Genomic DNA, 23,264 nt, shown 5'->3' with positions numbered 1-23,264 from the left:
TGATTAAATTAAAGCCGTAATGCCTCCATCGACGATGAGGACATGCCCGACTATATAGTCTGAAGCTTTTGACGCCAAAAGTACCGCCACTCCTTTTAAATCTTCTTCATTACCAAACCGATTTGCCGGCGTTTTCCCAAGGATGTCATAATCAGATTCTTCTAGGAGTTTCTTTGTAATCTTGGTAGGGAAGAAACCTGGTGCTATCGCATTGACTTGGATGCCATATCTGGCTAGCTTGACCCCAAGATCTTTAGTCATGGTAATGATGGCTCCCTTACTAGTGTTATAGGGAAGGGTTTCCATTAAATCAGGGTTCGTCCCTCCAAGTCCTGAGACCGAGGCGATATTAATGATTTTACCGGATTTTTGTTTCATCATGATTTCTGCTACGGCCTGTGAAAACAGGAATGTCCCGGTTACGTTCACGTTCATTACCTTTTCCCATTTATCTTCAGGGATTTCTGTCAAGGGACCTGACCAGGAGGTGCCACTATTATTGACAAGAATGTCAATGCTTCCAAATTGGGCCATCGTTTCCTTTACAACTGTATCAATATCGTTTTTGTTCGTGATATCACATTCAATAGCCAACGCCTTCGTACCCAATGATTGTAAGTGTTCACAGACTTCTTTACATACAGCGAGTTTACGTGAAGCAATTACAATATTTGCACCTGCTTCTGCTAATGCCAATGCCATTTGTTTTCCAAGGCCTCTTCCTCCCCCGGATATAATAGCCGTTTTATTCGTTAAATCGAATATATCCACTAATGTAGTCAACTTCCCAGCCCTTTCGTTATAAAATAATTTCTTTAACAATCTATATTATTATAGAAAAGCCCATGTCATATGGTGCTTAAAATAGACTCATGCCCCAGCCTGTTTGTCATTAACGCTTATCTTATTGACGTGAGGGCTAAAGCATACAAAATCGTGTTACAAAAAATTGTTCCAGTTTAAGAGCAAATTTCACAGTTATGGTTTAAACTTAGGATTTATAAGGGGGTATTCTCATGACATTACATCACTTTCATTTACGTGCGGATTGGCCTGGAGGAAGAAATGATATCGGGACAATCCAAGCAGGTAATCTACAAACAAAAATAAGTGTTCCACCAGAAATGGATGGTCCGGGGATTGGTACTAACCCAGATGAAATGCTGCTTGGGGCAGCATCGACCTGCTATATTATTACCCTAGCGGCCATGTTAGAGCGAAGCCACATCAAAAAGGTCAGTTTGACTATGGAATCCGAAGCAATTGTGGATGTTACGAATGGCGTTTTCACCTATAAGAAAATCATTCATCGACCATCCCTTGTTTTAAGTTATGAAACTACTGAAAAAGATCTGGAAAAAGCCCGAAAACTCGTAGATAAATCGGAATCATCTTGTATGATATCTCGGGCGATTAAAGGAAATGTAGAAGTGGAATTAGATGCAGCCATCTCCATCGGAGACCATTGATATGAAAGAGTGCCTAACCGCGACAAGGGATTAGGCACTCTATACTTATTGGATGTAGTTCATTTTATTTTCTACCTGGCGGCACACTTCATCAGCCGTTAATCCATCTGCATCTATAATAGACGCTTTGATGGAAGTATCACTTATTCCCATTACGTTTGATTCCAATCCAGTCACTACACAACAATCCAAGTTCTTTGCATCTGCCTCTTGCTTGATTTCGACTACATCAAAACCTTTTTCGCGAAGTGCTTCTTGGATATTCGTTAATGATTCTTCAACACCGATTTTTGACATCTTCACACACCTCCTCTACTTTTTATGCTGTCCTTTACACCTGTAATTTATGTATTGGCATCATTTTTCCGGAAAGATAAAAGGGACCCAATCTTGGTCCCTCGTTCTTTATAAATTCTGTTCCAGAATATCTCCTTGAATTTTCTTATCTTTTAATGGTTGTTCATCACCATCAGCTGTAACTGACTTTTGTCTTCCTTCTACATATCGTCCGGGTTTCCTATCACTGGCCTTTAGATTATTATTGGGAGCTGCCTGTTCATTCCATTCAGTCATTGCAATCACCTCTCTTATCTTTTACGTTTCCCATTGATTGATCTAATCATGAATACTTTTTCGTAAAGATATATATCGTTGCAGAAAAGCGAGGAAATAAAATAAAACCGGCTTCATTATAAAGCCAGCCGGTTGTTTCAAAAATATTTCTTTTTCCAAAAAATAAAAGCGGTTGAGCCTGCAAGAATGATGGCAATTAATAAAGTGAAGATAAAAGCAAAGGGACTGTGTGCAAACGGTAGATTCACATTCATTCCATAAAAACTTGCGACCATTGTTGGTAGCGTTAATATGATTGTAACCGAGGTAAGGAATTTCATGGCATTGTTGACGTTATTCGAGATGATGGAAGCGAATGCATCCATCATTCCGCTCAAAATGGATAAGTACACTTCTGCCATTTCAATCGCCTGACCATTTTCAATCATTACATCCTCTAATAATTCTTTATCTTCTTCGTACATTTTCAAGTAATTGAAGCGAAGGATTTTATCGAGAACGACCTTGTTGGACTTCAGGGATGTGGTGAAATAAACCAAGCTTTTTTCCAATGCCAAGAAGGTGTACAGTTCTTTATTTTTCATGGACTGATGCAGTTCACGTTCCGCTTCGTTAATCATCTTGTTGATTTGCTTAAGATAACGTAAATAATAAGATGAGATTTCAAATAACAGTTGTAGGGCAAATCTTGTTTTCTTGTTCGTATAAAACCCTTTGATTTTATTATTTTTAAAATTAGTTAAAATGGGGGAATCTTTGAGAGATACCGTAATAAAACAATCTTTCGTGAAAATCATGCCGATTGGTATCGTTTCGAAGATTGGCAAGTCCGCTTCGTCCCGAGTTAGATAAGGGAAATCGACGATAAGCAATAAATGATCATCTTCTTTTTCTATACGAGGCCGTTCCTCATCATCTAACGGATCTTTCATGAAGTTTATCGGCACTTGCAAGGTGGAGCATATATATTGTATTTCGGCTTCTGTCGGCGCAACCATGTTCACCCATGAACCTTTCGATATTTCATCGGTTACTTCGAGCGCACGGGTTTCATTTGTCTTGAATATTTCAATCATTCAATTGACCTCCTCTTTCATGGAGAAAGCCCTATTTACCTTCTTCGAGCAGATACTCAGGGAGAATAACAGTCTCGACGTCTAGCATCATATTGGCTTCCTCTGGCTTACTGGGTGCAGGATCATAAGAACTGCCGCTCACTCGTATCCACTTCCTTTCGATCCTTTTATATTAATCCTAATTCATCTAAAGTACAACAAAGAATTCCCCTCCTACTTTCATCGCTTGTATACAAAAAATTCCTACATTGTTTCTTGGCAAGATCAATTATAAAGTTTGATGAATAAATCACTCAAAAAAAGAATCGCTTGGGTTTCACCCCAAACGATTCTTTTTTAATTACGTATGTTTCACGTTATTATAGTAATTCACACTATACATTGCACCTTCATCAACCATTTTATTATCTTCGTGATCATAAGGATCTGGATGTCCGGCCTTTTCAATTAAATGATCTATCGTTTGTCTCTTATTCCAAAAGCTCATTGCTTTTGTTTTTGCAGTGGACCATACATGTTTAAATTTCCCTCGGTTCGTTTTTGATAAAAACGAGACTCCGGCAACTCCGACTCCGAGCAGTACTACATTCTTTGCTAATGCCATCATTACCTTCCTCCTTACGTTGGATTAATATACATGTACCCACATCCAATAAATGTAAACATTTATTCATTATATGGAGCCTTTCTATATAGGAAATTAGGCTTCACGACCTCATTCTTATACGGCTTATGAAAAACATGTGTGGTAGCTGGAGATAGGGGTGGAATCAGCCATGTCCAGTCCCCCGTGACATTTCTGTTGCATGCTGCTTCTCTTTCTTCAAAAATCTTAAATTGCTTGGCAGCTGTATGGTGGTCAACCATGCTGACGCCAGATTCTTTATATGAATATAAAACCGCTTCATTCAATTCAATCAATGCGCGGTCTTTCCATAAGGTTGAATCTCTTCCGATGTTCAACCCCATCCTCTCGCCGATAACCGGAAGCATATTATAACGATCCTCATCTGCAAGATTCCTTGCGCCGACTTCAGTACCCATATACCAACCATTAAATGGGGCAGCCGAATATGTAATCCCGCCAATTTCCAGCTTCATCCCAGAAATGATTGGCACAGCATACCATTTAAGTTCCAGTTCCTTGAACCAGGGAAGGTCCGGATGGCTGATCGGTACTTCCTTAATCATTTCTTTCGGAATTTCATATAATTTCGGGGCTTTCCCTTCAACCTGAATTACGAGTGGTAATATATCAAATGACCCATATCCCCCGACCCAACCCAGTGCCTGACATTGTTTTGTGAAAGCTATTGAACTGGAGTCCCCAATGATTCCTGCTTCTGTTTCATATCCGGCATACCGAATAAGTTGATGATTCCATATCTCTACTTTATTTCCTTCATCCTGCTGTTTGAAAATTGTGATAACAGGCTTGATATTTCCATCATTCGTTGCCCAAACAATATGTTCGAGCAAGGCTGCCATGATTTCATCTTCACTTTGAAGATTCCTTTTGTCTCGCACCCTCAAGGATTCCCAAAAAAACCGGCCTATGCAGCGATTGCTATTGCGCCATGCTAGTTTAGCGCCATATTCCAATTCTTCCAATGTATGTTCATAACTACCTGTATCATCGATTTCCTTTTGTATTTGACTAATTCTTGCCGTCGTCTCTTCATCTGTTTTTTCCAATTCCATATAACATATCTTGATGAAGGATATAGCTTCTTGAAGTAACTCACTCATCTATTTCCACGAATCCTTCCATTTTTAGTAACTTTGAGATTACTAATAAAGTATCATATTTCTTCTGGTATCTCTAAAATAATACCTTATGGAAAGCGTATTTCTTTATAAATGTGGCAATTCCTAGTCAAAATGATAGCTATATCACACTAAATGTAAGTAGCTATACTTTTTTTGTAGTGATTCAATCAGTAAGCAATTAATATTCAGTAAAGTTGTTACATACGCCGTAAATGCTTTATACTATATACTAATGGGGTGATATGATGAATAATGTGACACTTTGTCCACGATTTGAAAAAGGCATGCAAATCTTGAGTAAACGTTGGACGGGATTGATTGTCAATCAATTACTTAATGGACCTCAACGGTTTTGTAAAATTGAAGCTGCCTTCCCGATAAGTGGAAGAATACTTTCCGAACGGTTAAAGGACTTGGAATCTGAAGGAATAGTTAAACGAGATGTTTATCCGGAGACACCTGTCAGGATTGAATACTCTCTAACGGAAAAAGGTAAAGCTCTTGCACCGGTTATGCATGAAATCAAAAACTGGGCCCAAGAATGGATTAAACCCATACAGAATCAAAACCAATAGCATATAAAAGAGAGAAACCAATTTCTGTGGTTTCTCTTTTTTATGGATGGCATTAGTTTATTGGAATTTTTTCAGTGGTATATTTTTCTCATAAAGGTATATTCCTAAAAACAGGCGGTGAATTTTATGAACCAAATGGACTGCATCATTATTGGAGGCGGTATTGCCGGTTTACAGGCAGCGATCCAACTTGGACGATATAATCACGATATTGCCGTTATAGATTCAAGGAAAGGTCGTTCTACAATAGCAAAGGACTATCAGAATATACTTGGCTGGCCTGACGGTGTGAGTGGAAACGAGTTAAGAAATCTGGGGAAGGATCATGCGAAAAAGTTAGGAGTCAAATTCATTGATGATACCGTAACTTCTCTTGAGAAAAAACAAGACAAGTTTCTGATTCACACTGAAAAGGGTTCCCATTATGAATCTAGAACGATTTTTCTTGGTACAGGCATTACAGATAACCTCCCAGCAATAAAAAATCTTTATCCTACACTAGGATCCTCCACTTATATTTGTCCAGACTGTGATGGTTATGAAATCAAAAATAAAAAGACGATAGTCATTGGCGGTGGCAATACAGGGGCAAACATGGCTCTCACGCTATTGTATTGGTCAAAAGACATCATGTATGTAAACCATTCTAAAACCGAGATAGATGGCAACTTACGAATAAAATTGAACGATAATCAAATCCAACTATTTGAAGAAGAGGTACAAGAACTCCATATTGATGAAAGTCAACGGCTTAAAAGCATCCAATTAGTAAATGGTATATCGATAAAGGCTGAAAAAGCTTTCACGGCCTTTAAAGGTAACAATTTGAATAATGCACTTGCCAAGCAAATTGGCGTTGATGTAAACGAAACAGAGCATATACACGTAAACCCGCGTACGAAAGAAACAAATATCATGGGAGTGTGGGCTGGTGGGGACCTAGTCGCCCATTCTGAGCAAGTCACCATTTCAATGGGTGATGGAACACAAGCTGCCATTTGGATACACAAGCGCCTATTGGGAGAGCAACCTCCTGACATGAAGTAGGCCGACTATCCATACAAAAATGGACATCCTTATTTTAAGGACGTCCATTTTTCGAATTTAAAGTTCAATTATTCCCATTTTCCCTTTAAGGGCCCTTACGATCGACGCAAGCCTTGAAAGATTTTTACAAGGATTAGAATCACTGCAATGATAAGCAAGATATGAATGAAACCCGCCGCAATTTTAAAAACCAAACCGAGGATCCATAATAAAATGATGGCACCAATTATTGTCCAAAACATAACTCTCTTCCTTCCTTTACTTCCATACAAACACCTAACATATGTCTTTTTCTAAGCAGACAAATATTGTGAAAGTAGGCAAACTTATTCTTACTTTTAAAGTACCCCAATCTCTTCCTAACAAACCTACTCCTCCTACAACAAAAATATACATAAAACTGTAAATACTGTAAAAGATAATAAGGAAAACATCCGGGCTTCATATGCATGGTTTAACACAAGTAAGGCCCCAAATCATTTAAAGGAGATGGACTCATGAAAAAAGCATTTGCAATATGTTTGGCAACCCTTTCCCTATTCTTCTCCATTCTGAACGTCCCTGTTTCAGCAGAGGAAAATCAAGAGGTTGTTAAACCCGATAGCGTACAATTTACCGACACCCAAAAAGCAGAGCTAGCCTCCATCCAAAAAAGGATATTAGCGGACAAAAAGAAATTAATTGAAAAATATGTGGAATTCGGTGCACTTTCTAAAGAAGAAGCAGACAAAATGTACTCGCACTTTGAAAAGCATTACAAGATGATGGAAGATCATAATTTCCAAATCCCTCCCCACCCTTCCCATACAAGACATATGCCAAAATGATGTAAATAACTTTCAAAACCGCCCTTTTTCCAAGGACGGTTTTTTTATCGGGTACTGGTTTTCTATGTGTAAAATATTTACTAAAGGATTTAGAATTCCCTTTAGCGAATATATAAGGACGAGTACTGAAAGGATGAAAAATATGAATAAAACAGGAATATCTGCTGAAGACCTATTTCACATGAAATCTGTAACAGACCCTAAGCTGTCCCCCGATGGTAGCATGGTCATATATGTACAAACCAGTATCAATCAAACGGAGAAATACATATCCAACTTATATATGTACAGTCTCATTACTTCTGAAACAAAACAGTGGACATTCGGTGAAAATCGCAATACAGCACCCAGCTGGTCTCCTGATGGTAAGTACATAAGCTTCTTATCAGACCGATCTGGAAAAAAACAAGTTCATATCATCCATTCCAGCGGTGGTGAGTGTCGGCAGTTGACACATTTTATCAACGGAGCTTCTGAACCTATATGGTCACCATGCTCCGGAAACCTGCTCCTTTCTACCATGGTAGCTGAAAATGAAACCCTTTTATCCGTAAAGGCAGATAAGCACCCATCCAAGGAAGCTAGACGGTATGACCGAATTAAATATAAATGGGATGACAAAGGATATTTCAGTAGTCAATATAACCAACTTGCCATAGTTGACATAGAGAATGGTGAGTCATCATTGCTTACGGGAGGCCAGACGGATAGTCACCCAAGTGCTTGGTCTCCTGATGGTTCCCAGATTGCTTACATTAGCAATGATCCTTTAAAAAGCGATGACGATCTTTTCACTGATATATACATTATGGATGTCGATACGAAGTTATCTCGGAAGGTGACCGGGAGCTCTGGTTATTTTCGTGATCCAAAATGGTCTCCAAATGGTGAGTATCTATCCTATATAGGTCATAACAAAGAGTTCGCTGGCGCAACTTTTTCAAAAATATGGCTCTACTCAGCATTGGATGGAACGACCCGATGCTTGACTGAAGGTTGGGACGTGGAAATAGGAGATTCTGCCATAGGCGATTTCCAAATGGGGGCAGTCGATCCAGGCATTTTATGGACGAATGACAGTCAGGGTTTTTACTTTTTAATAAGTGATTATGGAAATATTGGTGTTTATTATGGTTCTATTGAAGGTGCCATGTATCCTTCCATCCTAGATTCTCAACATGTTTACGGACTTACGATAGATCCTGAAAGCCACAGGGCCATAGTAGCCATAAGTACACCTATTCATCCTGGGGACTTATTTGTTTATAACCTCATGACAGGCGATAAAGAACAAATCAGCTTTGTGAATGATGAATTTTTACAGGGTAAACCTTTATCACTTCCTGAGCCTATTACCTTTCAATCCATGGATGACCTTCCCATCCACGGTTGGATCATGAATCCGAGAAATTTTGAGAAAAACAAAAAATACCCCCTCATATTGGAGATTCATGGGGGCCCACATATGATGTATGCCAATAGTTATGTACATGAATTTCAGACTTTGGTGAATGAAGGATATGCGATATTGTTCATCAACCCACGCGGAAGTGTTGGATATGGACAGTCATTTGCCAATGCCAACCGATGTGATTACGGAGGGATGGATTATCAGGACTTAATGTCTGCTGTAGATTATGTTCTTGAGACATACGACTTTATCGACCCAAAAAAGCTGGGTGTGACCGGGGGAAGCTATGGAGGGTTCATGACCAATTGGATTATCAGCCACACGAACCGCTTCAAAGCGGCTGTGACCCAGCGTTGCATCAGCAATTGGGTAAGTTTCTATGGAGTCAGCGACATCGGTTATTACTTCACTGAATGGGAAGTTGGAGGAAATGCCATTGACTCTGCTGAAAAACTATGGCACCACTCTCCATTAAAGTATGTTGCCAATGTACAAACTCCTTTGCTGTTACTGCATGGGGAAAAAGATTATCGTTGTCCTATTGAACAGAGTGAACAATTTTTTGTCGCTTTGAAACGGCAAAAGAAAGAAGCGGTACTCGTTTCCTTTCCGGATGAAAACCATGAAGTCTCCAGGAGTGGCTCACCCAAAATGCGTCTCAGTCATGTGATGGAAATCAAGGAATGGTTTAATACACACTTATAAAATATAAAAACTCTGCTAGCTTTTTGGCTAACAGAGTTTTTATACTTAATGCTGTATTTGATTTCGGTTCTCAGATATGGATTGTAACGCGATTCCCGCTTCTGAACGTGTCTGACGATGAACGGCAAAATCTCCTAGCGCCACTATGCCAACAAGTTTGTCTTGTTCAACAATAGGCAGCCTTCTCACTTGCTCACTCGCCATCAGTTCCTCGGCCTCTTCCACAGACATATCAGGGGTTCCTGTAACAAGGTCCGTAGAGATAACATCGATGATTTTTGTTGAATTAGGTTTTTTCTCCGCAACAGAGCGCGTAACAATGTCCCTATCCGTAATGACACCAATTAAACGACCATCTTCCAAAACGGGGATAACACCGACATTGCCATCTCTCATTTTTAAAGCCGCTTCATATATATTATCTTCTACCGTACAAAAATCCACATCTGAAGTCATGATATCTCTTAAAGTAGTCATGCGATCCCTCCAATTAGTAAGTTCATACTAAATTCTTATCAAATCACTGGATCATTCTACATATTTCCCATAATCGGGTTTTGCTAAAGAGTCAAAGTCCTTTGCTAGTTTTGCTAAACCTTCGGTAAGTTGTTCTCCTTGAATTGGGTATCCGTGTCCAGTTATCGCTAGATTCGGCTTCAAATCCGCTAGGTCTAAGACAGATTGTTTGGCTGCCTCCCAATTAGTTGTCAAATAACGTGGTGGACCTGTCAATTCTTGTCCCTGTGTCATGACTTTGTAAAGTGAATCTTGTCTCACATTGACAAAAGCATCGCCGGCTATTAAACTTCGATCACTTTCCCTGAAAAGCGAAATATGACCTTCCGAGTGCCCGGGAGTGTGCATCCATTTCCATCCATGAAGTCCTGGTACGCTATGGTCATCAGGCAGGGGTTGAACTTGTTCTGCCAGATCGATCCCCTCATTTGGAAACATCCAAGATATCTTTGCTACCAATCCACCTTCAACAGTGGGATCTGGTTCTGGATAATTATTTTTCCCGGTCAAATAGGGTAATTCGTTTAAATGCGCGTAAACCGGAACCTTCCATACTTTTAATAAATCAATAAGTGCCCCGACATGATCAAAATGTCCATGAGTCAGGATGATGGCCTCAGGAGGATGATTTTTTCCGTATATATTTTCAGCCTCCTGTTTGATTTTATCTGCTGAACCTGGCATACCAGCATCGATTAGGACCCATTTCCCATCATCTTTTGCTCCCACAAAAACGACATTAACAATTTGGATAGGCAAGCAAAATAAATCCCTATTCACGAACTGACCTTTTCCGCTCGAGACAGATGTCATTGGAATAACCTTTTTATTCAAATTATTATTTTCCATATGCCCCTCCACTTTCGTTTACAATATTTCTCTTCCGTTTTAAGGATACCCACGTTTCAATAATAAAATCCCGTCTTGATGTACAAGGGTCTTAAAAAACATCCTTCCGTGTAAACACGGAAAATGAGATAAACAGGGCTATTGCCCACCAAACTAGAAGCGTAATGAAAGATGAGGATAAGGTCATGCCCTCAATTGGTGGGGCCGTCCCGCTAACATACGTCGTTAACTTTAAATTCACCATAAAGAAATATTTAGCCGATTCCCAAGAAGAAACCATGTTGCTTAAAATGGCTCCGGATATTAGGGCAGCGAGCATGATTCCCATTCCTGCAGGTGTGCTTCTCACTAGGACTGACAACATGAAAGAAAGGGTCCCCACCACCACAGCCACCAGCCAGACAAGTCCCATATCCATTAAAAGAAACTTCCATTGTTCAACAAGCCTAACCTGGCTAATATCAACATCTCCACCATTGACGCCAAAACCGGTAATAGTCGGTGCGCTCCATCCATGATACCCAAAAACGACCCCGGATAGAAAATAAGCCAGTATCGCAGTCATGGCCACAATGAGGGAAACCGCTAATAACAATGTCACGTATTTGCTCATTAATATTCTCCACCGTTTCACCGGTCTTGTAAGCAAGAGCTTAATCGTCCCCTGACTGTTTTCAGAGGATACGAGGTCACTTGCTACAATCATGATCAAAAGGGGAATGAACAAATCTATTGAGTTTTCCAAAAACATACGCGTGAAAGTCGTAGCACCAGGTTCAGAAGGGTTGATGTCATGGTCCAGATAATACTGCTGCTGTTTCAAGCTGACCTGAAGCTGCTCTCGCCATTCATCAAGCATCCTGCTAGAGCTTAAACGATTCTGAGTATCGATGATTTGCTGTTGAACAGCGGTACGCCAATCATCTGTCCCTAACTTTTCCCTTTGCTTCTCGACTTGTTTATACTGGGCATATGTAAACATCAACACTAGAATTGCTACGATGATACCAATGATAAGCAACCGTTTCTTTGCCAATAACTTCATCATTTCATTTTGAATCAGGTTATTCAATACCAGCACCCCCATTGCCAGTTATTTGTAAAAATAATTCTTCCAATGCCGGGAGTCTTCGATTCATTTCAAGCACTTTCACACCGGCGTCAATGAGCGCCGCATTCCAGTCAGGGGTTCTCTGTTCATCAAATTTTGTAAGAATATATTCCTGTTCAATCGTTATATCTGTAAATTCCCTTAGAATTTCAATTCCCTTTTGAACTGGCTCTACCCGCCAAATCATCCTCTCTTGGGCAACCAATAGATTTTCTACCGTATCAGTCTGAATAATTTGACCTTTCGTAATAATTGCCACCCGATCACAAAGAAGTTGGATTTCACCTAGTAAATGGGAAGAAACCAAGACACTCATGCCTTCTTCTCTAGCAAGCCTTCTTATAAATTGGCGCATTTCACGGATACCAGCTGGATCAAGCCCATTGGTCGGTTCATCCAAGACCAATACTTTAGGCCGGTTCAGCATTGCCTGGGCAATGCCAAGGCGTTGCCTCATCCCTAACGAGTAAGTTTTCACTTTCTCATGGATACGCGCCTGAAGTCCAACAAGCTCAATGACTTCGTTCATCCTAGCTTCATCAACGTCCGGTAGCATTCTTGCAAAATGAAGCAGATTGTCCCAGCCGCTTAAAAAAGGATATAGCTCTGGGTTTTCAACAATACAACCAAGATGTTGCATAGCTTTCGTAAAGTTCTTACGTACATCTAACCCACATATTTCAATGGCCCCTGATGTTGGCCTGATCAAGCCGACCAACATTCTGATCGTCGTCGTTTTCCCAGCACCATTTGGCCCCAAGAATCCGAATACTTCTCCTTCTTTCAGTTCAAAGTCTATTCCCTTTATGATTTCCCTTTTGCCAATCGTTTTTTTCAGACCTTTCACGGACAATGTCACATTACTCATTTTGCATCCCCTTCCCATTGAATTAATGGAGAGACCCTCTCCGCAATCAAACGGTATCCTTCTTTATTTGGGTGAAATTTGTCCGAATACAAATATTCATTGACTGATAACTGGAATAAATCAAAAGTTGGTACAAATACCGCATTTTCATATGTGGCTATCACATCCGCTGTTACGGCATTCCAATCCCGAACTATTTTGTTAGTATCATAATCTTCATCCAACTCGATGAAAGGATTATACAGACCAATCATGAAAATGGTTGCCGAATTATTGGATGTAGTGATTTCCTTTAAAATCAAGTTCAAGTTTTTCAAGTATTCTTCTTGTAATTCAGAGGTAACTGCAAAATCATAATCGTACAAGGTCTGACCTTGCTGAAATAAGTCATTCCCACCAATTGTAATCAATATGACATCCGCTGACTGTATTTGACGCTTGATTTCGACCTGTTTCACCTGTTTGGCCAATTCCTTAGAAACCTGCCCCTTTACTCCAAGGTTGTGAACAAGGGGTTTGCTCTTAAAGCGTTCTTCCAATTCCTCAACAACCAGGCCGACGTAGCCTTTTCCCGTTTCATCTCCAGTTCCACGAGTCAGAGAATCTCCCAATGCAACTAAAGTGAATTCTTTTGGAGCGTTCCTTTCAGACGGTTTTGCTTCTTCTAATTCTATATCAGAAGACTTTTCTCCATAATAATCATAAAGCGCCCACCCTACACAAAAAAGAAAAAAAAGTCCGATAAGTGCCGCTATAAATGTAGTTCCCATCACTCTGACTTTATTCAAACACATTCATCCTCCCGACAATATACTTATATCCATTTAAACACATTATTTCCAATAATAAAAAGAAGTGTACTCTATAATCATGCCTTCCAGCCAACCAGTCTCTTCGAATCTACATGGAAATAGTTAATCCTAGTGACACACATGCTAGAATGCGAAATGACTATTTCATAAAAAGAGCTACCAAGCAAAAAAAACCTGATCACGAATGTGAGCAGGTAAAGAACTGGAGGATTATAAGGTATTCTATTTATCAACATCATTATCTATTGTATATGGCTTTCTTTAATTTTTGATTTTCAATCACCATAAGCCATACTGTAAGGATTAATCCAATTACCGAAAGAATGCCAAAGAATAGGTAAACCATGTAAATTCCCGCTCGGTCCATTATAATACCGCCGAAAAATGTGCAAAACCAGTTTCCGAGCCCATTCCCGATTGCAGAATAGATAGTAACCGCCGTGACCGTTATATGGACGGGTACCACTTCTCTAATATATTGCAACCCTGCCGGAATGAATAATCCAAGTGAAAACCCTTGAATGATCGAAGATACATAGACAATTTCTAAACTGGGTTCTATAAAATATATCAACCATCTGATCAGTGAGGCAGCTCCTGCCAATATTGTAATGGGCAATAACCCCAATTTAAGTATCCAACTGCCAGCCATCCGCAAGAAGGGTATTTCAGACATTACTGCTAACAGGAAAGCAACGCCTATCCCTGTATACGTTCCTCCCCTTGCCTCAACGAAAAGACCATAATACACATTATTCGCAAGATTAGGACCGAAAATCAAGAAGGTCACCGCAAGAAAAAGAACGAAACGTTTCATAATCAAAAGCTCTTTTAGTCCATTTAGAAGCTTTGGTTTTCTTTGGGATGGCTCTTCAGGTAAATATAGAGCTAGAAACGCAGCTAGAAGAAGACTTATAAAAAACACGTAAAATATAACGGAAGGGCCCATGAAGGATTCCGATAATTTCCCCATCATAAAAACTGCCAATCCAAAACCAAGAGAACCATACAATCTGATTTTCCCGTAATTCGCCTGTATCCTTGTGGTATATTGGAGTGTAATGCTATCGGATACAGGAATGATGGCACTTTGAAAAATTGCCAATATCACCGCTACAGAGACTAAATACAAATAAGGTTCATATAAAATATATCCCATCCCAATCATTCCTGTAAGTAGTGAAGCCAGTGCCAGAATTTTAGCGGGCTTTCCACTCCAGTCACAGATCATTCCCCAAATAGGCTGAAAAAAAATCATCACCATCGGTCCAACTGACATAATGAATCCTATTTCGATTCCATTTAACCCGATCTCATTAGCTAAGTAGACGCTTAAAAGTGGCGTCAAGCTACCCACAGCAAAGAATGAGAAAAGATAAAAGCTTTTTAATCGGGTAATATTACCCTTTTCTAATTTATCCAATTGAAGAATCCCCCATGAAGTCATCTAGTTCCTAGCATAAATATTAGACTTTTAGGCCATACTCTCTTCCTTGCCTTTTATTTTCATTAAGCTTGTTAAGAGGAAGAACGATGTTGAATACAGTACCTTTACTAACTTCACTTTCAACAAAAACACGCCCTTGATGACTTTCGATGATTTTAAAACTAACCATTAAACCTAATCCATTCCCCGACTTTTTTGTCGTAAAAAATGGCTCACCCAACTTTCTCAATTGATCAGGCGGTATTCCAACCCCTGTGTCTATTATTGCAATATGGACTTTTTCATCTTTTAATTCGATAATGATTCTGATTTCTCCTCCCTTAGGCATTGCTTCCATTCCATTTTTAATGAAATTCAGCAAAACTTGCTTTAAACGATTTTCATCACAATGAACATGAATTTCATCGTGAAAACAAGTAAATAAGAGAAGGATATTTTTCTTCTTGGCATCAAATTCATTTAACGAGATAACATTTTGAATAATCGGGACAATATCTTTCGTTTCCAAATTCAGGGTCTGCGGTTTTGCCAAATCCAAAAATTCTTCAATTATCTCATTTACCCGGTTGATTTCATCCATAATAATCTCTAAGTACTCTTGCCGTTCAGTATCGGTTTCATCTAATTGTAAAAATTCGGTATACCCTTTCATCGAGGTAAGGGGATTCCTGATTTCATGTGCCACCCCAGCTGCCAACTGCCCGACAGCAGCCAGTTTGTCCTGTCGATAAAGAATTTCTTCTGTTTGTTTACGCTCCGTTATATCATAGCGAATGGCCAGAAATTGAAAGGGTCTGTCTTCTGCCGTATAAAAAGGAACGATTGTGGTATCTACCCAGTAATAACTACCATCCTTCGCTTTGTTTCTAATTTCTCCTTTCCATACTTTCTTACTTTGAATGGTCTTCCACATGTCCTTAAAAAAATCAGGTGAGTGATAACCTGAATTCACAATTTTATGTGTTTGACCAATTAACTCATCTTTACTGTACCCAGAAATTTCGGAGAATTTTTCATTAACTTCTAAAATAATTCCTTTATCATCTGTTACGGCCACAATTGATGATTGATTTATTGCATAATTCATATTACCCAGTTCCTTGATTGAAGCCCTTAAATCCTCCTCCGCCTTCTTACGATTTGAAATATCCGAACGTATGGATATATATTGATATGGCTTTCCTTTCTTCATGAAAGGCACAATCGTTGTATCCACCCAATAGAGATTTCCATTTTTCGCTCGGTTACAGATTTCACCATGCCAAGTCTGACCTTTACTGATCGTTTGCCAGAGTTCAGTAAAAAATTCTTTGGAATGATAACCAGAATTAATGATAGAATGATTTCTTCCAATCAATTCATGCTCTTCATATTGGGAAATCTCCAGAAATTTTTCATTAACATATGTTATCGTCCCTTTTACATCCGTAATGGCCACAATCGATGATTGATCCAAGGCATAGCGAATATCACTCACTTGATTATCACTCCTTGCCAAACGTCTTCCGACAATCGTGCTGGAACCAATCAAGTTCGCAAGGATAAATAAGGACACAAAACAAACAAGATAAACCATGAAAGGCGTCAATTCGGCGACTTGTTGCATGTTTACCATCCCCGGTGCAATTGAGAGGCCACGAGAAAAAAGAAAATACCCTACGATGATCGCACCACTCATAATAATCGTACTAAATGGCTTTACAGAAGATTGACTTATATTTTCATTATAAAATAAAAGTGAAAAGCCAATTATAAACGAACATAAACTGATCATTAATGTAATGCCCAACATCCATGGAGAGAGATTCAAGGAACTATTCAAAGGATACAAACCAATTAAATAATTCGACAGCAAAGCCATCGTAAACATTAAACTACAAAAAAAGATTTGCTGGATCGAAGGATGATCGGAAATGGCCAACAATCCAACACCCACGAATATAACGCCCAATAGTAAAGAAATGATGATTAAGAAAAAGCTGTTTGTAGTCGTTCTACCACTCTCATAGGTAAATACATATACAAAATTCATCGTCCACATAGTCACACCCATGGAGCATGTACTTCCTAAATATAAAAGACGTTTATATTTTTCTGCCGCAATATATGTTGTCAGCAAGTCCAGGGCCGTATAGCAAGCCATAAATGTTAAAAGTGCAGCAATTATAAAAAGGATTGGATTGGATGATACAATTGAATGTTCCATTGACATAGTCACCTCTATCGTTCTATTATCCTATATTGTAATGTAATTTCAGGATGGCTAAAAGACTTTTATTTCTTTTTACCTGTCTTTCCTAAGATATTTATTAACCTTTCAAAATTTGCTGAATATAAACTTTGTCTATTATTTATAAAAAACACTATATTGACAAATAATTTCCCTATGTAACGAGTAAAATAAAAAGTGTCCATCGATCGGTAAACCATAAAAATTCAGGGGAAATGTTCAAAAACTGTGCAAGTGCAGAGAGTTTTTTCCTTTTTTAATACCTTGTAAAAGCTTATAATTAAATTGAACATATATAGAAGAAGGAGTGGGGGCATGATAATGTCAGATCTAGCAAGCGCAAATACAGCGGAAATTATGCAAAAAAAGACACAGCATAAAAAAATGACACACAGGCAGATTTTACAAAGAGGCCTTTTAATTACGATTGGTGCCGTCTTAATGGCTGTGGGCCTTGAGATTTTCTTAGTACCCAATAATGTAATCGATGGGGGAATTACTGGCATTTCCATTATGTTATCTTATATCACTAACTTCAAACTTGGTATCTTTCTTTTTGTTTTAAATCTTCCTTTCTTTTTTATCGGCTATAAACAAATCGGGAAAACCTTCGCTTTATCCACTCTTTATGGAATATTAATCCTTTCCCTAACTACTACATTGCTTCACCATGTACCAGCTTTCACTCAAGACATTCTCCTAGCTTCCGCTTTTGGCGGCATGATACTAGGAATCGGTGTTGGGATGGTAATTCGTTATGGTGGTTCATTAGATGGAACAGAGATCCTTGCGATTCTAGCGAGCAAGAAACTTCCTTTCTCCGTTGGGGAAATTGTCATGTTTTTTAATTTATTCATTCTTGGAAGTGCCGGATTTGTTTTTTCTTGGGATCGTGCCATGTATTCCATTTTAGCCTATTTTGTGGCTTACAAGACGATGGATATCGTCATTGCCGGTTTGGACGAATCTAAATTTGTTTGGATTATTAGTGATGAGTTTGAAGACATTGGGGATGCAATCATGCACCGCTTAGGACGAGGGGTGACCTTTTTAGCCGGGGAAGGTGCCTACTCAGGGGATAATAAAAAGGTTATATTCTGTGTAATAAACCGTCTTGAGGAAGCTAAACTGAAAGATATCGTAAAAAGCTTTGATGCTTCTGCTTTCCTCGCTGTCGGTGATATTGCCGAGGTCCGAGGGGGACGTTTCAAGAAGAAAGATATTCATTAATTATAGACGGTCATGAAACGTTCCTTTCCTTCGTCAATTCCCATCTATTCAGTCAAGCTTTGTGTATAGACAAAAAAAAGGCTGAAGGGATTATCCCCTTCAGCCTTTTTGATGGTCTTAATAATTTCTTGGATTGTTGATTGCTTGTAGCATTCTTGTACCTTGTTTCATTTCGCTACCACACAAAGGACATAGATGCTCATCGTTACTTGTAAAGTTATCCCGAATCCACCCTTTACAATCTTCTGATGTGCATTCCCACACCTTAGTTTCTTCAGGAATGATTTCTTCCGTATTATTTCTTCTATACATATATCTCACTCCTTAGATTTAAATTGACTTCGCACATTCTAAACGTGCAGCTGCCATAAAGATAAAGAAGAATAGCTAGCGATTAATCTAAATAATTGTGAGCGTACACCCATTTACTTATCTAAGATTATTTACTGTACACTCAAATTGAATGAGTGGAAATAACAGGAGATCACAACCAATTTTAAATATCTCATTATACATTATATCATATTTCTTCATAAAGTTTTTAAGAAAAGCTTAAGATATCCAACAATTGAAAATCCAAGTATTTTCGTTAATGGTTTGCATTCAAGAATCATATTGCTGATTCTTCTAGCTCGTTGCTTAGTTTTAAGCAAATCAAGCATGAGAGTAATTTTAGTGCCAAAACCTAAAACAATGAAAGCCCTGCCTCTCTCTCATCCATACGGCTCCTAGACCGTGCCTGTGAGAATCAGGTGAAAGCTAATAAGTACACGTTTATTAATTAAACCGTCCGTAATTCCAATTGGGAAAATTAAATCCAAAAGATAAATGGCTACATAGAAGTAAGTTAATGAAGATCAAAATGAATCGAGGAAAATACCTGGTGATTAAGACGTATTTCTTTCTAGTTGTGCTTAACTTGTTTCTACTTCATCATAAAAATGATGAAAATTATTTTATTAATAAAAATGTATCTTTCAAATTACCCTCTTAGTGTTTTCTTGTAACAACACTGAAATTTCATTATAGCACATACTTTTAAAATTGTAAACAGTAATTATACAATCCAAATGGAGTTCCAGTGAATCTTGCCCAAAATAAAAAGAGGTAAGAAATTACCCCTTTTATTTAAAAGCATTATATTCATTTTCTATTTTCGGAAGTTCTCTAACTTCTTCGATCAACTGACTTCCACACATTGGACAATCATAGTTTGCTGAGGCAAAGTCTTTCCTCATCCAACCATTACAATCCGCTGACCCGCATGCATATACTATAGTATCTTCCATTATGATTTCTGGTTCCTCTGAATTCTTTTTACCAAAGTACATGAGCAACCTCCTTCTTTTAAGTAAAAGCCACGATTCAAGCCAAGGAGTCCTCCGGCTATTTATCTTTTTTAGTATACGTAACAAATCAACTTCTTATTTATCCAATGAAAAAAATAACCAACTTTTCATTGATTAGTTTTCCAAAGTGGCTTTTACCATGATTGCTTTTATCTTAAAGTATGAAAAATGATCAGGAAGCGCCTCTTTCAACGGTTTCAGTTTTTCGGATTCTAGTTGTTTAGCAGTATCCAATACAAGTTCATACTCTTCTTGAACGAAAAAATCTTCCCATTTTATATCCATTTGTTCTTCTGCACACTTCATTAAATGATTTTCAATGGAAATGGTGGACAGGCCTCTTAATGTTGCAATTTCATTGATTGATTTTCCTTCCATATACAAATGATAACTTTCTATATGTGAAGGGGCTGCATTTCTTTTCGCCGTTTCTTTTTTATATATTATATTCGATTCAATATCCGGGTGTGCTTGCAAATAAATTTTAACAGCTTCTAAAAATGCATGTCCGAAACGATCGAATTTTTGTTTACCCACACCTTTGACTTCAAGGAACTCTTGCTCTGTCTTTGGTAATTTAGCTGCCATATCCTTTAAAGTTGCATCCGAGAAAATAATGAATGGAGGTACATTTTCAGCACTTGCGATATCTTTTCTTACTCGCCGTAACTCTTCAAACAAACCATGATCCATATTAATGCTGGTGACTTGTTTGACTTCTTTTCGTAACACTTGTTTCTGGTTAATCAGTACTTCCCTACCTGCATTGGTTACTTTAAGAACCGGATATTGCCCACCTGTCATTTCGATAAATTGCTTCGCAGTCAAAAAATCTATGAAATCTGCAACATCCTTAGCCGATTGATTATTGATAATGCCATAGGTCGTAAGTTTTTGAAAGCCAAACTCTTCTATTTTTTTGTTACGGGAACCTGTAAGCACCTGACTGATCATCGTTTTTCCGAACCGTTCCCCCATGCGTAACATGCATGAAAGGACCATTTGGGCTTGTGTCGTCACGTTTACAGAATCGCGTTTATCCGTGCAATTTTCACAGTGACCACAATCTTCGGGATTCTCATCACCAAAATACCGAAGTATAAATGCCTGTAAACAACCTTCAGTAAAACAATAATCCTTCATTTTATTAAGTTTCTTTATTTCCTGCGCTTGCCGTTCGGGGGATGGAGTGGATTGATCGATTAGGAATCGCTGTATCTGCATATCCTGGGGAGAATACAGGAGAATGCATTCGCTATCCAGCCCGTCACGTCCTGCACGCCCTGCTTCTTGATAATAACTTTCCATATTCTTTGGCGTTTGATAATGAATGACATATCGAACATTTGATTTGTCAATGCCCATACCAAAAGCTGAGGTTGCGATCATTAAAGGAAGGTCATCTCGAATGAATAGCTCCTGCTGCTCAGAACGCTCTTGTTCGTTCATTCCAGCATGGTACCGTCCTGTTTTGATACCCGCTTTAATCAGCTTAGTGTATAACGAATCCACCTCTTTCCTTGTCGCAGCATAAATGATTCCGGACTCATTTTTATTTTTCTCAATATATCGCATTAAATATCGTCCACGGTTCTCTTCCTTGACGACGGAAAAAAATAAATTTTCCCTGGCAAACCCTGTTGATATCGTATGTTGGGGTGAAATCCCCAATGACTGACAGATATCATCCGTTACATGCGGGGTGGCAGTTGCCGTTAAGGCCAGAATTGTAGGAGATGTAGGCATTTCTTTCAAAAAAGTTTTGATTTTCAAATAGCTCGGTCTAAAATCATGACCCCACTGGGAGATACAATGAGCTTCATCTATTGCAACCATGGATATATCCAAATTAGCCAATTCTTGCTGAAAAATATGGTTCTCTAGTCGTTCTGGTGCAAGATATACTAGCTTGTATCTTCCCTGCTTTATATCTCGCATCCTCTCTGAAGCTTCTGTACCAGATATGGAGCTGTTTAGAAAAGTGGCATCGATTCCGTTTTGTTCGAGGGCATCCACCTGATCTTTCATCAAGGAGATTAATGGAGATATAACGAGTGTAAGCCCAGGTAAAAGTAGTGCAGGAATCTGGTAGCATATTGATTTTCCTCCACCAGTCGGCATAATACCTGCCGTGTTTATTCCATCAAGGACTTGTTCGATAATCTTTTCCTGACCTGTCCTGAATGATTCATATCCAAAATACTGCTGCAAATATTCACGTGCTTTTTCTATCAACGTATTACTCCTCCAATTGCCTAACGATTTTATTACCTTTATTGTACTCGTTTTTGTCATCAACAAAAAGAATAAAAAAATAGACACAGAATTTCTCTGTGTCTACCCCTTATATATCTCATATTTTAATTTAAGATTTTCAAATTAACGTTTTTAACGCCCCAGTTAAGAGCATCTTCTTTATTAGGAACGAAGAGATCAACCTTATTACCTTTTATCGCACTGCCTGTATCAGCTGCCGTAGCATAGCCATATCCTTCTACATACACTTTTGTTCCTAGTGGAATGACAGACGGGTCAACAGAAATGACTTTTTCATTTGGATTTGCTTTCAAATCTACACCTGTCGCTGTGACACCGCTACAACCTTGACAATCGGCTGTATAAGCTGTTGCTCTTACGGTCATTTCCTTTGCTACATTTTCTTGATTAGTTGATTCATTTTGTGAAACATTAGTTTCTTCTTCTGTTTTTTCAGGTTGTGCCGGTGCAGCTTTTTGCACTGGTGCAGCTTGCTCTGGCTTACTATCTGGACCTGTAGCTGCGGCCTCTACCTTATTAGCTGCCGGTTTTATGACAAGAGCCTGTTTCGGATGAATCGTATCTGTATTTAAATTATTCCATGACTTAAGGTCATTAATAGAAACATCATATTTATCTGCTATTTTTGATAAGGTATCCCCAGATTTAACGGTATATTGCTCTTCTTGAGAAATATGTATAGTGTCTCCCGCATAGATATAATCTGACGTTAATTTATTCCAAGACTTAATATCTTCTACTGAAACTTTATGTGATTGAGATATCCCCCATAGTGTGTCTCCGTTTTTAACTGTAACTTCCTCTGCTTGTACCGGTATTGTAAATGCTCCTGATATGGCCACCACGGCCGTTAACGATAAAATTGATTTTTTCATATATCGTACCTCCTTGTGAACTCTTTCAAAAGCTATGTTCTAAATACTAACACAGTTTTTTTCTATACAAAGAACAAACAGATAAAGAATAGATGTCAAACATCACAAACAGATAACAGCAGGATAACAAGCCTAATCACACTAAAATTATAATAGCCTTATCTTAATGAGCTTTTGACTGATTTTCTTTAAGCATATTCTTTTCACCACAGCATACATATTAATGGCTGACCTCAACTAGAGAGGA

At 38.6% G+C, this 23,264-nt stretch carries 24 protein-coding genes; 6 read left to right on the top strand and 18 right to left on the bottom strand.

The genetic code is table 11. From position 1 onward, the window contains the following. Nucleotides 1–3: 3 nt before the first annotated feature. Nucleotides 4–783 carry an SDR family oxidoreductase gene (locus tag ACIQXN_RS16760; RefSeq protein WP_402969017.1) on the bottom strand — a complete coding sequence of 260 codons (780 nt, stop codon included), beginning with the start codon at nt 781–783 and terminating at the stop codon, nt 4–6. Nucleotides 784–1,016: 233 nt separating this feature from the next. Here ACIQXN_RS16760 and ACIQXN_RS16755 point away from each other — a divergent pair, with 233 nt between their 5' ends. Further along, complete coding sequence (locus tag ACIQXN_RS16755; protein ID WP_402969014.1) at nt 1,017–1,469, top strand: OsmC family protein; 453 nt, start codon at nt 1,017–1,019, stop codon at nt 1,467–1,469. Nucleotides 1,470–1,514: 45 nt separating this feature from the next. Here ACIQXN_RS16755 and ACIQXN_RS16750 read toward each other — a convergent pair whose 3' ends face one another. The 5 genes from ACIQXN_RS16750 to ACIQXN_RS16730 form a co-directional block, all read right to left on the bottom strand. Beyond that, nucleotides 1,515–1,766, bottom strand: a complete 252-nt coding sequence (locus ACIQXN_RS16750) for a YkuS family protein (protein ID WP_402969011.1) — start codon at nt 1,764–1,766, stop codon at nt 1,515–1,517. Nucleotides 1,767–1,874: 108 nt separating this feature from the next. Further along, a complete protein-coding gene (locus ACIQXN_RS16745; RefSeq protein ID WP_402969008.1) occupies nt 1,875–2,042 on the bottom strand; it encodes a hypothetical protein in 168 nt (55 codons plus the stop codon). A gap of 137 nt (nt 2,043–2,179) precedes the next feature. After that, nucleotides 2,180–3,118, bottom strand: coding sequence for a magnesium transporter CorA family protein (locus ACIQXN_RS16740; RefSeq protein ID WP_402969005.1), 939 nt, complete (start codon nt 3,116–3,118; stop codon nt 2,180–2,182). A gap of 340 nt (nt 3,119–3,458) precedes the next feature. Further along, nucleotides 3,459–3,725, bottom strand: a complete 267-nt coding sequence (locus tag ACIQXN_RS16735; protein ID WP_402969002.1) for a hypothetical protein — start codon at nt 3,723–3,725, stop codon at nt 3,459–3,461. Nucleotides 3,726–3,784: 59 nt separating this feature from the next. Beyond that, entirely contained in the window at nt 3,785–4,867 is a 1,083-nt protein-coding gene (locus ACIQXN_RS16730; RefSeq protein ID WP_402968999.1) for a nitric oxide synthase oxygenase, read from the bottom strand. 266 nt (nt 4,868–5,133) lie between these two features. Here ACIQXN_RS16730 and catR point away from each other — a divergent pair, with 266 nt between their 5' ends. Continuing rightward, on the top strand, nt 5,134–5,463 hold the full coding sequence (gene catR / locus ACIQXN_RS16725) for a catDE operon transcriptional regulator CatR (protein ID WP_402968996.1): 330 nt from the start codon (nt 5,134–5,136) through the stop codon (nt 5,461–5,463). A gap of 126 nt (nt 5,464–5,589) precedes the next feature. Next, nucleotides 5,590–6,510 carry an NAD(P)/FAD-dependent oxidoreductase gene (locus tag ACIQXN_RS16720; protein ID WP_402968993.1) on the top strand — a complete coding sequence of 307 codons (921 nt, stop codon included), beginning with the start codon at nt 5,590–5,592 and terminating at the stop codon, nt 6,508–6,510. A gap of 95 nt (nt 6,511–6,605) precedes the next feature. On the opposite strand, the gene ACIQXN_RS16715 is transcribed toward ACIQXN_RS16720, so the two are convergent. Continuing rightward, complete coding sequence (locus ACIQXN_RS16715; protein ID WP_402968990.1) at nt 6,606–6,752, bottom strand: lmo0937 family membrane protein; 147 nt, start codon at nt 6,750–6,752, stop codon at nt 6,606–6,608. Between the two features lie 255 nt (nt 6,753–7,007). On the opposite strand from ACIQXN_RS16715, the gene ACIQXN_RS16710 reads away from it, so the two are divergent. Together ACIQXN_RS16710 and ACIQXN_RS16705 are read left to right on the top strand one after the other, a co-directional pair. Beyond that, nucleotides 7,008–7,337, top strand: coding sequence for a YckD family protein (locus ACIQXN_RS16710; protein ID WP_402968987.1), 330 nt, complete (start codon nt 7,008–7,010; stop codon nt 7,335–7,337). Between the two features lie 142 nt (nt 7,338–7,479). Further along, nucleotides 7,480–9,453 (top strand): prolyl oligopeptidase family serine peptidase, encoded by a 1,974-nt coding sequence (locus tag ACIQXN_RS16705; protein ID WP_402968984.1) that lies wholly within the window; start codon nt 7,480–7,482, stop codon nt 9,451–9,453. A gap of 45 nt (nt 9,454–9,498) precedes the next feature. On the opposite strand, the gene ACIQXN_RS16700 is transcribed toward ACIQXN_RS16705, so the two are convergent. From ACIQXN_RS16700 to ACIQXN_RS16670, 7 genes are all read right to left on the bottom strand, one after another. Continuing rightward, nucleotides 9,499–9,930 carry a CBS domain-containing protein gene (locus ACIQXN_RS16700; RefSeq protein WP_402968981.1) on the bottom strand — a complete coding sequence of 144 codons (432 nt, stop codon included), beginning with the start codon at nt 9,928–9,930 and terminating at the stop codon, nt 9,499–9,501. A 51-nt stretch (nt 9,931–9,981) separates the two neighbouring features. Further along, nucleotides 9,982–10,818 carry an MBL fold metallo-hydrolase gene (locus ACIQXN_RS16695; RefSeq protein ID WP_402968978.1) on the bottom strand — a complete coding sequence of 279 codons (837 nt, stop codon included), beginning with the start codon at nt 10,816–10,818 and terminating at the stop codon, nt 9,982–9,984. Nucleotides 10,819–10,909: 91 nt separating this feature from the next. Further along, entirely contained in the window at nt 10,910–11,890 is a 981-nt protein-coding gene (locus ACIQXN_RS16690; protein ID WP_402968975.1) for an ABC transporter permease, read from the bottom strand. After that, nucleotides 11,883–12,797 (bottom strand): ABC transporter ATP-binding protein, encoded by a 915-nt coding sequence (locus ACIQXN_RS16685; RefSeq protein ID WP_402968972.1) that lies wholly within the window; start codon nt 12,795–12,797, stop codon nt 11,883–11,885. Before ACIQXN_RS16685 ends, ACIQXN_RS16690 begins: the two co-directional genes overlap by 8 nt. Continuing rightward, nucleotides 12,794–13,585 carry a GDSL-type esterase/lipase family protein gene (locus tag ACIQXN_RS16680; protein WP_402968970.1) on the bottom strand — a complete coding sequence of 264 codons (792 nt, stop codon included), beginning with the start codon at nt 13,583–13,585 and terminating at the stop codon, nt 12,794–12,796. The genes ACIQXN_RS16685 and ACIQXN_RS16680 overlap by 4 nt, the downstream gene beginning before the upstream one ends. A 262-nt stretch (nt 13,586–13,847) precedes the next feature. Continuing rightward, nucleotides 13,848–15,032, bottom strand: coding sequence for an MFS transporter (locus ACIQXN_RS16675; RefSeq protein WP_402968967.1), 1,185 nt, complete (start codon nt 15,030–15,032; stop codon nt 13,848–13,850). A 43-nt stretch (nt 15,033–15,075) separates the two neighbouring features. After that, nucleotides 15,076–17,262 carry a PAS domain S-box protein gene (locus tag ACIQXN_RS16670; protein WP_402968964.1) on the bottom strand — a complete coding sequence of 729 codons (2,187 nt, stop codon included), beginning with the start codon at nt 17,260–17,262 and terminating at the stop codon, nt 15,076–15,078. A gap of 408 nt (nt 17,263–17,670) precedes the next feature. Here ACIQXN_RS16670 and ACIQXN_RS16665 point away from each other — a divergent pair, with 408 nt between their 5' ends. Then, the gene (locus tag ACIQXN_RS16665) at nt 17,671–18,516 is read left to right on the top strand and encodes a YitT family protein (protein WP_402969073.1); all 846 of its coding nucleotides are present in this window, start codon (nt 17,671–17,673) and stop codon (nt 18,514–18,516) included. A 117-nt stretch (nt 18,517–18,633) separates the two neighbouring features. Here ACIQXN_RS16665 and ACIQXN_RS16660 read toward each other — a convergent pair whose 3' ends face one another. The 4 genes from ACIQXN_RS16660 to ACIQXN_RS16645 form a co-directional block, all read right to left on the bottom strand. Then, complete coding sequence (locus tag ACIQXN_RS16660; protein ID WP_402968961.1) at nt 18,634–18,828, bottom strand: cold-shock protein; 195 nt, start codon at nt 18,826–18,828, stop codon at nt 18,634–18,636. Nucleotides 18,829–19,640: 812 nt separating this feature from the next. Next, entirely contained in the window at nt 19,641–19,847 is a 207-nt protein-coding gene (locus ACIQXN_RS16655; RefSeq protein WP_402968958.1) for a cold-inducible protein YdjO-related protein, read from the bottom strand. Nucleotides 19,848–19,979: 132 nt separating this feature from the next. Then, nucleotides 19,980–22,100, bottom strand: coding sequence for a DNA helicase RecQ (gene recQ / locus ACIQXN_RS16650; protein ID WP_402968955.1), 2,121 nt, complete (start codon nt 22,098–22,100; stop codon nt 19,980–19,982). A 125-nt stretch (nt 22,101–22,225) separates the two neighbouring features. Continuing rightward, nucleotides 22,226–23,017 (bottom strand): 3D domain-containing protein, encoded by a 792-nt coding sequence (locus ACIQXN_RS16645; RefSeq protein ID WP_402968952.1) that lies wholly within the window; start codon nt 23,015–23,017, stop codon nt 22,226–22,228. Between the last annotated feature and the right edge of the window lie 247 nt (nt 23,018–23,264).

The sequence above is a fragment of the Peribacillus sp. NPDC097295 genome, assembly GCF_044761665.1.
Classification (GTDB): Bacteria; Bacillota; Bacilli; order Bacillales; family DSM-1321; genus Peribacillus.
This window is presented reverse-complemented; position numbering and strand designations above follow the sequence as displayed.